Source organism: Actinomycetospora sp. NBRC 106378 (genome assembly GCF_030269685.1).
Lineage (GTDB): Bacteria > Actinomycetota > Actinomycetes > Mycobacteriales > Pseudonocardiaceae > Actinomycetospora.
The window spans coordinates 305,327-317,974 of sequence record NZ_BSTT01000006.1; the positions used below are offsets into that span (position 1 = coordinate 305,327).

Sequence of the window (12,648 nt, forward strand, 5' to 3'; positions counted from 1 at the left end):
AGTGGGAGCCCGCTCCCACCTCGTTCGGGTGGCGCTCCCTGCGCGGGAGGCGTCCCGGTCGCAGGATTTTCGTCATGTCCGTGGTCCTCCGTCTGATTCGCGCCCGCCGCAGCCGCTCCCGGGTCGTGCGGCGGGCCGCGCTGGAGCTGCTGGCGCTGTACGGGATCGACTGGCCGGACACGGTCGAGATCGGTCCCCGGCTCTCGCTGCAGCACCGCGCGCTGGGCACGATGGTGCTGCCGTACACGCGCATCGGGGCCGACGTGACCCTCTACCAGGGCGTGATGCTCGGGGACGCCGTGCCGTGGCTGCACCGGCACGACGACCGCCCCTCGGTGATCGTGGAGGACGGCGCCGTGATCTGCACCGGGGCGGTGGTGGCGGGCAGCGCGGACCGGCCGGTGATCGTCGGACGGGACACCGTCGTCGGCGCGAACGCGGTGCTCACCCGATCGACCGGGGTCGGCGAGGTGTGGGCCGGCAACCCCGCCCGCTGCGTGGCACGCCGCGACGAGGTGGAGGCGCGGGCGCTCGCACGGGCCCGCGGGGAGGAGCGGGCCACGCCCGTCGTCAGGAACGCATCGCGAGCAGGACGGTGAGGGCCGACCCGACCGCGATGACGGCGGCCGTGAGCCCGACCGCGGTCTGGGCCCGGTACCAGGGCCGGTCGGCGTCCCCGCTGATGCGGCCGGGTCCGGCGAGCACGACGACCGCGGCCAGCGCCACCGCGAACAGCGGGAGCTCGGCGGGGCCGACGGTGCCGGAGGCCCAGGCGGCGGGCAGCGTGACGACGAGGGCGACCAGCGCGACCGCGAGCAGCGCCGAGCCGGCGAACGAGGCGAACACCCCCACCGCGACGAGCAGCCCCGTGACCAGCTGCACCCAGCCCAGGGCGGTGGCGAGCTCGGCGACCGGGCGGAAGCCGTAACCCGTCAGCAGCGCCTGCGTGTGGGCGGTGCCGTCGCCGTGGCCGCGGGGCAGGTCGAACAGGGTCCGCGCCCCGCCGAACACCGCCGTGACGCCGAGGACGACCCGCGCCACCAGCAGCCCGACCTCGGTGCCCCACGGCCGCACGGCGACGACGGTCGTGGTCGGCACGGGCTCGTCGAGCGTCGAGGCGTGCCGCTCCTCGCGCCACGGGAAGACGGCGGTGTCGCTCGGCGCACCCTCGAAGCCGAGGAACGCGAGGTCGCCGCCGCCCTCGACCCGCTCCCGCCGCCACAGGCTCACGACGAGGCAGCCTAGGTCGCCCACGGACGGGTGACGGCTCGACGCGCGGGCCGGACGGTTCAGTCCGTGGCGCCGAACCGCCCCCGGGCCTCGACAAGGATGAGCGGGCGCTCGCCCCGCACCCGCAGCTCCTGCACGGCCCAGGTGTTCCCGTCGGGATCGGCGAAGCCGGATCCACGGGAGTTCCTTCCGATGCGCGAAGGCAGGTCGTCCTGCCGTCGAGCCTGCCGCCCGGATTTCGACAGGCACCGGCTTCTCGGTGGCAGGAAAGCGTCGTTGCTGTCACTGGACGCCAGGTTCGCCGCATTCTCGCTGGTGGCGGCGCTGGGATGGCCGTGACTGTCGGGGGTCGCTGCTAGCTTGCGAACATGAGTTCGAACGAGGCGGTGGACGCGGTCGGCGAGGAGCTGACCGCGCTGCTCACCCGCCTCGGCGAACTCGCCGAACTCCCGACCGACCCGGCTCCTGGTGACGATGGCGCCGCCTGTGTGGACCGGATCGCGGTCCTGGAACGGGCCCGCGCGGCAGTGGCGGCGGCCCAGCACTCCGCGATGGTCGCGTTCGGCCGCGCCCAGGTCGAAGCGCAGCTCGCCCAGATCGCCACCGGCCGGCTGGACCCGGAGAAACTCGGCCGCGGCATCGCCGACCAGATCGCCCTGGCCGCCCACGTCTCCCCGCACGTCGCCGACCGACGCCTGTCGGCGGCGCGGGCTCTCGCGTCGGACCTGCCCCGCACCCGGGCGCTGCTCGCCGCCGGGCGGATCAGCGAATGGCTCGCCGAGCAGATCGTCTCGTTGACCAGCCACCTCGACCCCGAGACCCGCCGCCTGGTCGACAAGCAGGCCGCCGAGGCCGGGCTCGACGAACTGGGCCGCAAGGCCGCCGTCGCGGCGGTGAAGAAACTCGCCTACGAGGCCGACCCCATCGGATTCACCGCCCGCGGGCGCACCGCCCGCAAGGACCGGCGGGTCACGCTGCGCCCGGCGCCGGACACCATGGCCGTGCTCTCCGGCCTGCTGCCCGTCGAGCAGGGCGTCGCCTGCATCGCCGCGCTCCGGAAGTACGCCGACTCGTTGATCGCCACCGGGGACACCGAGGACCGGACCCGGGATCAGATCATCGCCGACACCCTGGTGGAGCGACTCACCGGGCAGGTCTACGCCGAGGACGTCAACGTCGAGGTCGGGATCGTGCTCCCGCTCGACGCGTTGACCGACCCGGACAGCCCGAAGACCGCCGAACTGGTCGGGCACGGCCCGCTGCCGTCCGGGATCGTCTCCGACCTGCTGCGCTACACCGGCGGGCAGCGGTGGTGGCGGCGACTGTTCGCCCACCCCGTCCACGGCGGTCTGGTCGGGGGTGACCCGCAGCGGCGGTTGTTCGACGGGTTCCTCGCGAAGCTGGTCACCTGGCGCGATCACGGCTGGTGCCGCGAACCGTTCTGCGACGCCCCGATCCGGCACCTGGACCACATCAAGGGTCGCAAAGCCGGCGGCCCGACGAGTTTCGGGAACGGTCGCGGTGGCTGCGTGCGCCACAACGAGGACAAGGAACTCCCCGGGTGGCGCCACGAGCTCCTCCACGACGGCTACGGCGACCAACCCCACACCGTGCAGACCACCACCCCGACCGGCCACACCTACACCAGCCGAGCCGGACCATGACGGCTTGGTGGGAGGCGGGGCGCCTCGGCGCAGAACGCTGCGGTGAAGTCAGCACCCGAGGGTGCGACACAGAGGTCGCCCCGCCGGAGCCAACCATAGGGCCGTCAGTACTGGCCGACCACCAGGTTCGGCGGGTCCTCCCCCGCGACGACCGCCTCGATCTGCGGCACGACGACGCGGTAGGCCCGCTCGAGGTGTCCCGGGACGCTGCCGCCGACGTGCGGGGTGATCAGCAGGTTCGGCGCGCGCCAGAGCGGGTGGTCGGCCGGGAGCGGCTCGGGGTCGGTGACGTCGAGGGCCGCCCGGAGCCGCTGCGCGGTGAGCTCGGCGAGCAGGGCGTCGGTGTCCACGACGGGTCCGCGGGCGGCGTTGACCAGCAGCGCCCCGTCGGGCATCGCGGCGAGGAACGCGGCGTCGACCAGGCCCCGGGTGGCGTCGGTCAGCGGGACGAGCAGGACGGTGATGTCGTGATCGGGCAGCAGGTCGGGCAGCTCGTCGACGCCGTGCACCCCCTCGCGGGCGCGCGACCCGACCAGCGTGACCGGCCCGACGTCGAAGGGCTCGAGCCGACGTCGGGTCTGCTCGGCGAGGTCGCCCGCGCCGACGAGGAGCACGCTCCTGCCGGTCAGGGTGTCGGTGAGGTGCTGGTCCCAGTGCGCGGCCACCTGGTGGCGCACGAACTCCGGGATCTCGCGCAGCACCGCGAGGATCGCCGCGAGCACCCACTCCGCGGTGACACCACCGTGGGCGCCCTTGCAGTCGGAGAGCGCCACACCGTCGGGGAGGACCCCGACGAACTTCTCCGCACCTGCCGTCAGGAGCTGGACCAGGCGGACCCGGGGGCACGCGGCGAGGAGGTCCCGGGCGGCGTCGGCGCCCAGGAACCCGGGGACGAAGACCTGCGCCTCGGCGGCCTCGGCCGGCAACCCGTCGACGCCGGCGGACTCGTCGTACCGGACCGCCCGGACGCCGTCGACCCGCGCGAGCTCGCGCTCGCCGACCTCGTCGGGGACCAGCACGGTCAGGGTGTCGTCACTCATCGGGGCGTGAGGCTAGACCACCCCCGGACCGGCCCGCGGGGCTCACGACGGGTTCAGTCGGCGCCGCCTACGCTGAGCGCGATGTCATCGGGGCGAGCGCAGCGACGGGGTGGACCGGCGGGTCGGGTCGCCCGCGTCGTCGGGCTCGCCGTCGTGCTCGTCGCCCTCGTCGCGGGGTGTGCCCGGTTCCCCGACGCCTCGGACGCGACGTGGCGCGACAAACCCGAGATCGGGGCCGAGCGCGCCCCGCAGCCGCAGTCGCCGGCCCCGTCGGAACCACAGGCACCGTCCGCGCCGGGCGGCGCCCCGCCGTCGGGGCCCTGCGTCGACCCGGACCCGCAGGTGGTCGCCACCTGCCTCGCCCCGGTGTCGGCGGTCGTCACGCTCCCGGGCGGTCAGGCGGCGCTCGTGGCGGAGCGCACCACCGGCCGCATCCTGCGGGTCGCCCCGCAGACCGCGCCGCAGGTCGTGGCCACCGTGGCCGTGGACGCCGCGGGCGACGGCGGGCTCACCGGCCTCGTCCTTTCCCCCAGCTACGACGAGGACCAGCTCCTCTACGCCTACGCGACGACGCCGTCGGGCAACGCCGTGCTGCGGATCGCTCCTGGCGACACCCCGAAGCCGGTGCTGGCCGGCATCCCGCGGGGAGCCTCGGACAACCGGGGCACGGTCGGCGTCGAGCCGAACGGGACGTTGTTGGTCGCGACCGGCGACGCGGGGACACCCGACCCCGGACCCACCTCCCTCGCCGGCAAGCTGCTGCGGATCGACCCCTTCGGGCGCCCGGCCCCGGGCAACCCGGACCCGGCGTCGCCGATCGTCGGGTCCGGCCTGCACTCCCCCGGCGACGCGTGTGCCGACCCGTCGTCGAACACCACCTGGGTCACCGATCGCACGGGCACCCGGGACGTGCTGCTCGCCGTCCGGCCCGGCGCCCCCGTCGGCACGGCCGCCGCAGCGGCCCCCGCGTGGACCTGGCCCGACCGGCCCGGCGTCGCGGGCTGTGCCGCGGGCGGCGGCACGCTGCTCGTCGGGCTGAGCGACGCGAAGGGGCTCTTCGTGCTCAACCCGACGGCCGAGGGCCGCTTCGTCGGGGCACCGCAGACCGTCCTGCAGAACACCTACGGCCGGATCTCGGGGGCCGACCTGGCCTCCGACGGCTTCGTCTGGTTCGGCACCGTCAACAAGGACGGCGGCGCCCCCGGTGCGACCGACGACCGCGTGGTCCGGATCAAGCCGCCCTCGGGCGGTGGCTCGGGTCCGGAGTGATCAGTCCGGCTTCGCCGTCGCCCGCGTGACGTAGCGCTCGACGGCGTCCCGGGCCTCGTAGACCGTGCGCGCGTGGCCCCACCGCTCGACGTCGAGCGTGGAGTGCGTCCAGCCGCCCGGCGGCACCCGGGTGCCGAGGGTCAGGTAGCCGATCTGACGGTCCCACAGGATTTCCGACTCGAAACCCCGCGGATCGTCCCAGCGCCACGAGTAGCCGTGGTCCTCGGGCGATTCCAGGACCTCGATACCATCGATCTCCATGAATTCTTCCTCCCCACCCTGAACAATCGTAGAATCGGTCCGTGACCGTCTACGTGTCCCTTCCGCAGATTCCGCTCACGCTCAAGTTCGAGGAGCCGATGGACGACGTCGCCGCCCACCTCCACGAGCTCGTCGAGGGCGCCAAGGTGCACCGCTACCACCTCGACAACAATGCGATGGTGCTGGTCAACTGGGCCGTCATCCAGTCGATCACCCTCAACGAGGGGTCGCGCACCCTGGAGCTGGACGAGGTCAACCGGGGCCTGAAGGCCTCGATCGACACCGTCGCCGACGACTGATCCTCAGCGGTCGCGCGGCAGCAGCGGGCCCAGCGGACCGAGGTCGAGATTGAGGTCCGCGGGCGTGAGCCCGAACTGCTCGGTCAATTCGTCCATCGCATCAGAGAGCAGCATGAGTGCCGTTCCCAGATCCTCCTCCTGTTCCTCGGTGAGCTCGCAGTTCTCCACCCGCCGGATCGCCTGGCGCTCCATGAGTTGACGGAGCAGTTCGACGATGGTCAGGACGAGTTTCATGAGGTCGCGCCGCACCGCGTCCTTGTCGATCTCGATGCGCTCGCTCACTCGACCATCCGCTCCGACGGGACCTCCAGGGGCGGCTCCGCGGGCCCGATGGACGTGATGAGTGCCCGCAGGGAGATGCGCACCAGGTCGATCCCGGCCAGCGAGATCGTCACGTCCCCGGTCAGCACCACGCCCCCGGCCAGGAGCCGGTCGAGCAGGTCGACGAGCGCCACCTCCCGGTCCCCGAACAGCGACGTCGGACGGTGCTCCACGGTCACGCCGCACCGCCCGCGAACGAGTAGGGCGCCCACGGACCGGTGAGCTCGAGGTCGATCGAGCCGGTGCGGGACCGCTCCTCGACCAGCGCCCGCACCTCGGCCGCCGCGGACCGGTCCACCAGGTAGGCCCCGTTGAGCACCATCTGTTCCGTCCGCCCGGTCAGCGACCGGTCCTGCGGCGGATGCCGCCGCGACTCCACGGCCAGGGCCGAGACCGCGGCGTCGACCGCCTCGGCCTCCCGCTCCGCGTCGGCCACCGCCGCGTCCCCCGCCCGCAGGGCGTCCCGGCGCGCCCGCAGGTACGCCGCGCCCGAACTCGGCCGCTCCCCCGCCGCGGCCCGGGCCGCCCCCGGGCGGACGTAGGCCTTCACCCCCCACTCGTCCCGGCCGTCGACGCGGTCGAGCACGGCGGTGAAGGCCTCGTGGCTCTCCCGCAGCACGGCCCGGACCCGGTCGTCGTCGAGGTACACCGTGGCCAGGGCGAGTGGCGCCACGGCGTGCGCCCGGCCCACGGCCTCGACCACGCCGTGGTGCGCCCGGGCGACCGAGGCCAACCACGCGAGGTCCTCACGGTGGGCGTCGAGGTCCTCGAACGCCTCCCGGTCCACGTCGGAGACCACCGCCTGCAGACCGGCCTCGCCGACCAGCCGCAGCGCGCCGCCCCCGACCCCGCCCGACCCGACGTCGGGAACCCGCTCGAGGTCCCGGCCGACGGCGTAGAGGTAGGTGATCACCGCTCCTCCTCCGGCTCCGGTGTCCGCTCGGTCTTCGTGCGGCGACGCGCCGGCCGCCGGACCTGCGCCTGCTCCAGCGCGGCGACCCGCTCCCGCAGCCGCTCGTTCTCCTCCTCCAGCTCACCCCGACCCGACGACAGGGTGGGGTCGCGCTCCCACCAGTCGATCCCCATCTCCTTGGCCTTGTCGACGGAGGCGACGACGAGGCGGAGCTTGATGGTCAGCAGTTCGATGTCGAGCAGGTTGATCTGGATGTCCCCGGCGATCACGATGCCCTTGTCGAGCACGCGTTCGAGGATGTCCGCGAGATCGGTGCCTCCCGGCGCCCGGGCGGCCTGACCACCCTGACCGCCCTGACCGCCCTGGCGGCCCTGCGTCGGAGGCATCGAGCCCGTCCAGCGGACCGGCTCGTTCATGCGTCCCTCCTCAGTCGTCGTCGCCCCGGCCGCGGGTGTAGCGGGAGACCCGCTTGTAGCCGACGAGCTCCCCGTCGGCGTCCATCTCGACCTCGTAGATCGCGAGCAGGTCCGTCGAGTCCGGGATGCGCCGGCTCTCGACCACCTCGAGCGAGACCGTCCACCCGTCCTCGTCGCGTCGGACCGACGTGACGCTCTCGGACTCCTTGCCGGTCATCTCCATGACCTGCTCCGCGGCCCACCGCGCCACCACGCGGGCCGGCACCTTGCGCGGCCGCTGCGGCTCGGGCTCCGGCTCCGGCTCCTCGGGCTCGGACTCGACCTCGTCGACGTCGTCCTCGGGCTCGTCCTCGGGCTCGTCCTCGGGCTCGTCCTCGGGCTCGTCCTCGGGCTCGTCCTCGGGCTCGTCCTCGTCGACCTCCGGCTCCGCTGCCTCCTCCGGCTCCGCTGCCTCCTCCGGCTCCACCCGACGCCGGCGGGGCCGCTCCTGGTCCGTCGGAGCCGCCCGACGGCGGGGCCGCTCCTGGTCGGTCGGGGCGTCCCCGTCGTCCCGACGACGGGTCGGCTCCGGCTCGTCGTCCGTCCCGCGCCGCCGCCCGTTGCCCGTCCTCGCGGGGGCCGACCGGCCCCCGGAGCGGCGGCGGTCGGCCTCCTCGAGCGGGTTGCGACGGCGGGAGCGGTCGGCCCCGCTCACGACCCTCCGCCCGACGGCTCACGCCCGGTCAGGCGGGCGAGCAGCACGTCCTGCTGGGCGTCGCGCTCGGCCTCGCTGATCTCGCCGCGCTCGTGGGCGGCGTCGAGGTCGTCGATCTGCGCGCGGATGACGGCCGGGTCGTTCAGGCGGTGGTCCACCTGTTCCTCGATCCGTTCGGCGACCCACACCACCCCGCGCACCGGCGCGAGCGGCAGCAGGAGCAGCTCGGTGAACAGCCCCACGGCTCACTCACCGTCCTGATCCGGCACGTCGTACTCCGGCAGGAAGTCGAAGCACGCCGTCGGACCGAACAGACGCAGCTCGACCCGACCCGACCACTCGTCCCCGAGGTCGTCCACCGCCCGCTCGAAGTCGGAGCGGTGGTCCCGGCGGACGAGGAACGCCACGTGCACCGCGCCCGTCTCCCCGCTGGCCTCCTTGACCACCGTCGCGACGGCGTAGCGCCCCAGGGCGTCCAGCGTGGCGTCGGCGTCGTTCGCCCGGATCGCGTCCATGGCCTGGGAGACGGCCTCCCCGAGCTTCACGCGGTCGTAGTAGGAGCTGTCCTCGTCCATCCCGGAGATGCGTTCCCGCAGGTCCCGGATGGACGGGTTCTCCTCGACGATCCGCGTGAGCACGACGTCCTGGTCGTAGTCCCCGCGCAGCGAGAACTGGATCAGGTCGGCCATGTCGTCGAGCGCCCGGGCGAAGTAGTCCCGGTGGGGCTCGAGCAGCTCCGCGCGCACCGCGTCGTCGTCGGTGAGCACCCCGCCGAAGCGCATCGGCAACACCGCGGTCTCGACGGCGATCGCGTTGAGCACCCGCTCGTGGGCGAGCAGGTGCTGGCGCGTACCCAGCGGACGGTCCACCGCGACGTCGCTGACGACGGCGGCCAGCGGACCCGAGCTGACCAGCCCGAGCCCGGACTCGCCCGCCTCGCTCCCCGTGTCGATGCCCTCCAGGCCGTCGGGGATCCGCTGCCCGGAGCGCAGGATGCCGTAGACGTAGGACCCGACCCGCTCCTCACCGGAGTCCTGCTCCGGCGCCTCGCTCACGACTCCTGCTTCCGGCTCGAACGGCGCTCCTCGCGGAGCTCGTCCCACTTCTCCTTGCCCGCGTCGAGGACGCCCTTCGTCTTGCCCTTGGCGCCCCCCTTCATGGTGTTCTCGGTCATGCCGCCCATGAACTCGCCGAGGTCCTTGCCGCCCTTGGCGTGCAGATCGAGGCGGTTGGTGGCCTCGGCGAACCGCAGGTACGTGTCGACGCTCGCGACCACGATGCGCGCGTCGATCGTGATCAGCTCGATCCCGACCAGCGACACCTTGACGAACGCGTCGATCACGAGGCCCTTGTCCAGGATCAGATCCAGGACCTCGGCCAGACCCCCCTGGGGGGCCTTCTGCACCCCACCGCCCTGACGTTGGCTGACGGTCACGTCTCCTCCTCGTCCAGAACTTCACGTGACCGGGCGCGCTGCTGTACCCGGGAGGTGCGGGAGATCAGGCGTTCGCGGGCTGCCGACGGCCGCGACGACGCGACGCGCGGCGACCACCGCCGTTCCCGCCGTTCCCGGCGTTCCCGTCGGCGTCCTCGCCGTGCTCGACGTCGTCCGGGTCGGCGACGTCGTCATCGAACTCGTCGTCCGTGTCCTCCACGTCGTCGTCGAGCTCATCGTCGACCTCGTCGTCGGCCAGATCGGCCTCGTCGAGATCGTCGTCGGCGTCGTCGGCGAGTTCGGCGTCGTCGAGCTCCTCGTCCGCGAGCTCGTCCTCGTCGAGCTCCTCGTCCGAGGGCTCGTCGCCGTCGAGGTCCTCGTCGGCGAACTCGTCGTCGCCCTCCTCCTCGGCCGCGCGCTCCTCCTCGAGCGCCTCCTCGTGGGTCTTGACGACCTCGCTGTCACGGATCTCTCCGCGCCAGCCCTCGATCTCGTCGCGATTGACCAGAGAATCCATCATCACGTGCCGGCAGAAGTGCTTGAACTCCAGCCGCGCCCGCCGACCGACCGCCCGCCACAGGTTCCCCGTCTTCTCGAACAATCCCTGCGGGTAGTACTCCATGATCAGCACGATGCGCGTCAGGTTCGGTGCCAGCTCACTGAACGTGACGATTCCGTCGGCGTGGCCCTTCTGGCCCGACGAGGTCCACAGGATGTGCGAGTCCGGAATCTGCTCGACGATCGTGGTCTCCCACGACCGTTTCGACCAGAACACCTTCGCGTGCCACGTGACCTTCTCGTCCGAGCTCTGGTCGACGGTCTCGACCTTCTTCATGAAACTCGGGAAGTCGGCGAACTGCGTCCACTGGTCGTAGGCCAGGCGCAGCGGGACACCGACGTCCTGGACCTCGAAGATGTTCATGAACTTGAACTTGCCGCGGGCGCTCTTGTTGCCCCCGCCCCCGCCGCCGCCCTCGCCGGCACCCTCGTCGTCGTCGTCGTCACCGCCGCCGCCGAGGCCGGGCACCACGTTGCCGAGCGCGCCGGTCACCTTGTCCTTCACCGTGCCCGCTCCCGCGCTGAGCGCACTCATGATGGAACTCCCTCCCTGGCCGTCGCCGCCGCCGCCGAACGCGCTGGTCAACCCGACCCCGCCGTTCTCGGCGACCTCGCTGAGGCGATCGGTCAGTCCCTCGACCTGGTGCAGGGCGGTCTCTCCGACCTTGCTGACCAACGCCGCGGCGAGGCGCTGCGCGGCGTCCTTCAGCGCGTCGGTCGGCAGGGCCCCGGCGATGGAGCCGGCCCCGTTCCTCGCCGTGTCGGTCGCGGTCTCAGTCATCGCTTCCCCTCGTGCGTCGACCCGACGAGGCGGCGGCGCCCGAGCGCGAGCGGCCACCCCCCGACGAGGTGCGGGACGAGCGACCCGTGGAGGCCGTACGCCCGTTGCTCGACGAGCTCGAGCGTCCGTTGCCCGACGAGCCCGAGCGGCCGGTGGACCGGCCGGACGAGCCGGACGATCCGGACCCGCTCGCCGACGAGGCCCGGCGCCGACGGGGTCGCTCCTGGTCGGTGACCGGTGCGTCGTCGCCCGCGCCGTCACCCTCGTCGGCGTCCTGCGGTGCGTCCTCGGTGGTCTCCGAGGCGGCCGTGTCCTCGTCGGCGGGCTCGCCGTCCTCGGCGTCCTCGCCGACGGCCTCCTGCCCGACCGTCTCCTCGTCGACGTCGTGGGCGTCGTCGACGTCCACCACGTCCTCGTCGGCCGGGTCGGCCGCGTCCTGCCCGGTCGCGGTCTCCTCGGCGGCCGGCTCGGCCTGCTCGCCGCGGCGCTTGCGACGCAGCCCCTTGCGCACCGCCCCGCCCGCGGAGCCGGCCGCGCCACCGACGGCCTTCCCGGTCGTCCCGACCGTGTCGCCGACCGCGCCCCCGGCCTGCGTCGCGGCGTCACCGACCGCGCCGCCCGCCTGGGTCGCCGCCTGCCCGGCGGCCTGCGTCGCGCCCGCGGCGGGCTTGCCGAGGTTCTCGACCCGCTCGACGAGGCTGTCGGTCAACGACTCCATGCGCGAGCTCGCGGCGGCCAGCGCCGCCTCCTTGCCGACCTCGAGCAGCCGGCCCCGGACCGCCGTGTCGAGCCGCTGGAGCTCCGGCGAGGCGTCGACGAGCTTCGAGGCTGCCGCGAGCAGCTGCGTCGGATCGGTCGGAATCTTCTTCCCGACGAGCGCCCCGCCGAGCATGATCGCCAGCTTCATCTTCTTCGTACGCCCGAGGAGGTAGCCCCCCACGACCGCGAGAAGCAGTTTCGCGCCACCCATCAGCAGTTACCCCGCATTTCGATCGGGCGCGCTGGTTCGACCCCTCGCGCGTGGTCGCCGTCTTTCCCGAACACAGGACGCCTCCAAACCTCGTCGGCCAACCGTGTCGACATTTCCGCCGACCACCGGTGGCCGCGGACCCTACAAGTCGTGATCGCCAGTGGCGACGGCGAGGACGGAGATCCGGGAAGGTTCGGCCGAACGGCAGCGATCATTTCTCGACAGGGGGCGGATGAATGCTCGCGTTACCACGGCAGATGCTTCCGCAAATGGGGGCGTTCGGCGGGAGAACAATTCGCGATCGTCTTCCGCGAATACGCCGTACAGGCACACGACAGATGGTCCGAATACTGACGATGATCAGGAACGGCCGGGGGTCGTTGCTCTCACCCAGTGCGAGTGCCAGCCGAGTCACGCGGCCCTACGGTCGAGGAGCCCGGCGCCGCGGGCCCTGACCGATCGACCGTCCGGTCGTGAGCAATGCGTCCGATCCGCGCAGACCGACGACGAGGACCGGCCTCGTCACCGCGACGTGTGCAACCCGATCGGACGCCGCACGGCGGCGCCGCATCGGTCCCGGGTGTCCGTGGCGCGGCGCGGGGACCACCCCGCCTTCCGCGAGCGGCACACCAGGCATCCCGCGGGCGCCTCGGACCTGTCCCACGTGACACTCAGTGTCAGGGTCGGTGGTGCCGCTGTTGCGGTGGTCGGGATCCTGGTCGTCGGTGCTCTGGCTCTCCATGTGACTGCCCCTGATGGGCCAGCGCGAGCTGTGCCGGGCACCGGCGGCCAGGCCG

Annotated in this window: 17 protein-coding genes; 4 read left to right on the forward strand and 13 right to left on the reverse strand. The window is 73.0% G+C overall.

Annotated elements, in window-relative coordinates:
* The first annotated feature begins 74 nt into the window (after window positions 1-74).
* Window positions 75-599 (forward strand): LbetaH domain-containing protein, encoded by a 525-nt coding sequence (locus QSK00_RS16570; protein WP_285592227.1) that lies wholly within the window; start codon window positions 75-77, stop codon window positions 597-599.
* Here the strand turns inward: QSK00_RS16570 and QSK00_RS16575 are convergent.
* Window positions 571-1,230: a DoxX family membrane protein gene (locus tag QSK00_RS16575; protein ID WP_285592228.1), complete on the reverse strand. Its 660-nt coding sequence runs from the start codon at window positions 1,228-1,230 to the stop codon at window positions 571-573. The two genes, QSK00_RS16570 and QSK00_RS16575, sit on opposite strands and share 29 nt — an antisense overlap.
* A 368-nt stretch (window positions 1,231-1,598) precedes the next feature.
* Here QSK00_RS16575 and QSK00_RS16580 point away from each other — a divergent pair, with 368 nt between their 5' ends.
* Window positions 1,599-2,894, forward strand: coding sequence for a DUF222 domain-containing protein (locus QSK00_RS16580; protein ID WP_285592229.1), 1,296 nt, complete (start codon window positions 1,599-1,601; stop codon window positions 2,892-2,894).
* Between the two features lie 104 nt (window positions 2,895-2,998).
* Here QSK00_RS16580 and QSK00_RS16585 read toward each other — a convergent pair whose 3' ends face one another.
* Window positions 2,999-3,934, reverse strand: coding sequence for a 2-hydroxyacid dehydrogenase (locus QSK00_RS16585; protein WP_285592230.1), 936 nt, complete (start codon window positions 3,932-3,934; stop codon window positions 2,999-3,001).
* Window positions 3,935-4,015: 81 nt separating this feature from the next.
* Here QSK00_RS16585 and QSK00_RS16590 point away from each other — a divergent pair, with 81 nt between their 5' ends.
* Window positions 4,016-5,203, forward strand: coding sequence for a PQQ-dependent sugar dehydrogenase (locus tag QSK00_RS16590; RefSeq protein WP_285592231.1), 1,188 nt, complete (start codon window positions 4,016-4,018; stop codon window positions 5,201-5,203).
* Here the strand turns inward: QSK00_RS16590 and QSK00_RS16595 are convergent, their stop codons facing one another.
* Window positions 5,204-5,464, reverse strand: coding sequence for a hypothetical protein (locus QSK00_RS16595; RefSeq protein ID WP_285592232.1), 261 nt, complete (start codon window positions 5,462-5,464; stop codon window positions 5,204-5,206).
* Between the two features lie 41 nt (window positions 5,465-5,505).
* Here QSK00_RS16595 and QSK00_RS16600 point away from each other — a divergent pair, with 41 nt between their 5' ends.
* On the forward strand, window positions 5,506-5,763 hold the full coding sequence (locus tag QSK00_RS16600; protein ID WP_285592233.1) for a hypothetical protein: 258 nt from the start codon (window positions 5,506-5,508) through the stop codon (window positions 5,761-5,763).
* Window positions 5,764-5,766: 3 nt separating this feature from the next.
* Here QSK00_RS16600 and QSK00_RS16605 read toward each other — a convergent pair whose 3' ends face one another.
* The 10 genes from QSK00_RS16605 to QSK00_RS16650 form a co-directional block, all read right to left on the reverse strand.
* Window positions 5,767-6,045, reverse strand: a complete 279-nt coding sequence (locus QSK00_RS16605; RefSeq protein ID WP_285592234.1) for a gas vesicle protein K — start codon at window positions 6,043-6,045, stop codon at window positions 5,767-5,769.
* Window positions 6,042-6,263, reverse strand: a complete 222-nt coding sequence (locus QSK00_RS16610; protein WP_285592235.1) for a gas vesicle protein — start codon at window positions 6,261-6,263, stop codon at window positions 6,042-6,044. The genes QSK00_RS16605 and QSK00_RS16610 overlap by 4 nt, the downstream gene beginning before the upstream one ends.
* Window positions 6,260-6,997 carry a GvpL/GvpF family gas vesicle protein gene (locus QSK00_RS16615; protein WP_285592236.1) on the reverse strand — a complete coding sequence of 246 codons (738 nt, stop codon included), beginning with the start codon at window positions 6,995-6,997 and terminating at the stop codon, window positions 6,260-6,262. The genes QSK00_RS16610 and QSK00_RS16615 overlap by 4 nt, the downstream gene beginning before the upstream one ends.
* Window positions 6,994-7,413, reverse strand: a complete 420-nt coding sequence (locus tag QSK00_RS16620) for a gas vesicle protein (RefSeq protein WP_285592237.1) — start codon at window positions 7,411-7,413, stop codon at window positions 6,994-6,996. Before QSK00_RS16620 ends, QSK00_RS16615 begins: the two co-directional genes overlap by 4 nt.
* 10 nt (window positions 7,414-7,423) lie before the next feature.
* Window positions 7,424-8,107 carry a gas vesicle protein GvpO gene (locus QSK00_RS16625; RefSeq protein ID WP_285592238.1) on the reverse strand — a complete coding sequence of 228 codons (684 nt, stop codon included), beginning with the start codon at window positions 8,105-8,107 and terminating at the stop codon, window positions 7,424-7,426.
* Window positions 8,104-8,349, reverse strand: coding sequence for a gas vesicle protein GvpG (locus QSK00_RS16630; protein WP_230758427.1), 246 nt, complete (start codon window positions 8,347-8,349; stop codon window positions 8,104-8,106). Before QSK00_RS16630 ends, QSK00_RS16625 begins: the two co-directional genes overlap by 4 nt.
* 3 nt (window positions 8,350-8,352) lie before the next feature.
* Window positions 8,353-9,162 carry a GvpL/GvpF family gas vesicle protein gene (locus QSK00_RS16635; RefSeq protein WP_285592239.1) on the reverse strand — a complete coding sequence of 270 codons (810 nt, stop codon included), beginning with the start codon at window positions 9,160-9,162 and terminating at the stop codon, window positions 8,353-8,355.
* Entirely contained in the window at window positions 9,159-9,542 is a 384-nt protein-coding gene (gvpJ, locus tag QSK00_RS16640; protein WP_179794312.1) for a gas vesicle protein GvpJ, read from the reverse strand. The genes QSK00_RS16635 and gvpJ overlap by 4 nt, the downstream gene beginning before the upstream one ends.
* Before the next feature lie 64 nt (window positions 9,543-9,606).
* The gene (locus QSK00_RS16645) at window positions 9,607-10,881 is read right to left on the reverse strand and encodes an SRPBCC family protein (RefSeq protein WP_285592240.1); all 1,275 of its coding nucleotides are present in this window, start codon (window positions 10,879-10,881) and stop codon (window positions 9,607-9,609) included.
* Complete coding sequence (locus tag QSK00_RS16650) at window positions 10,874-11,851, reverse strand: hypothetical protein (RefSeq protein WP_285592241.1); 978 nt, start codon at window positions 11,849-11,851, stop codon at window positions 10,874-10,876. The genes QSK00_RS16645 and QSK00_RS16650 overlap by 8 nt, the downstream gene beginning before the upstream one ends.
* Between the last annotated feature and the right edge of the window lie 797 nt (window positions 11,852-12,648).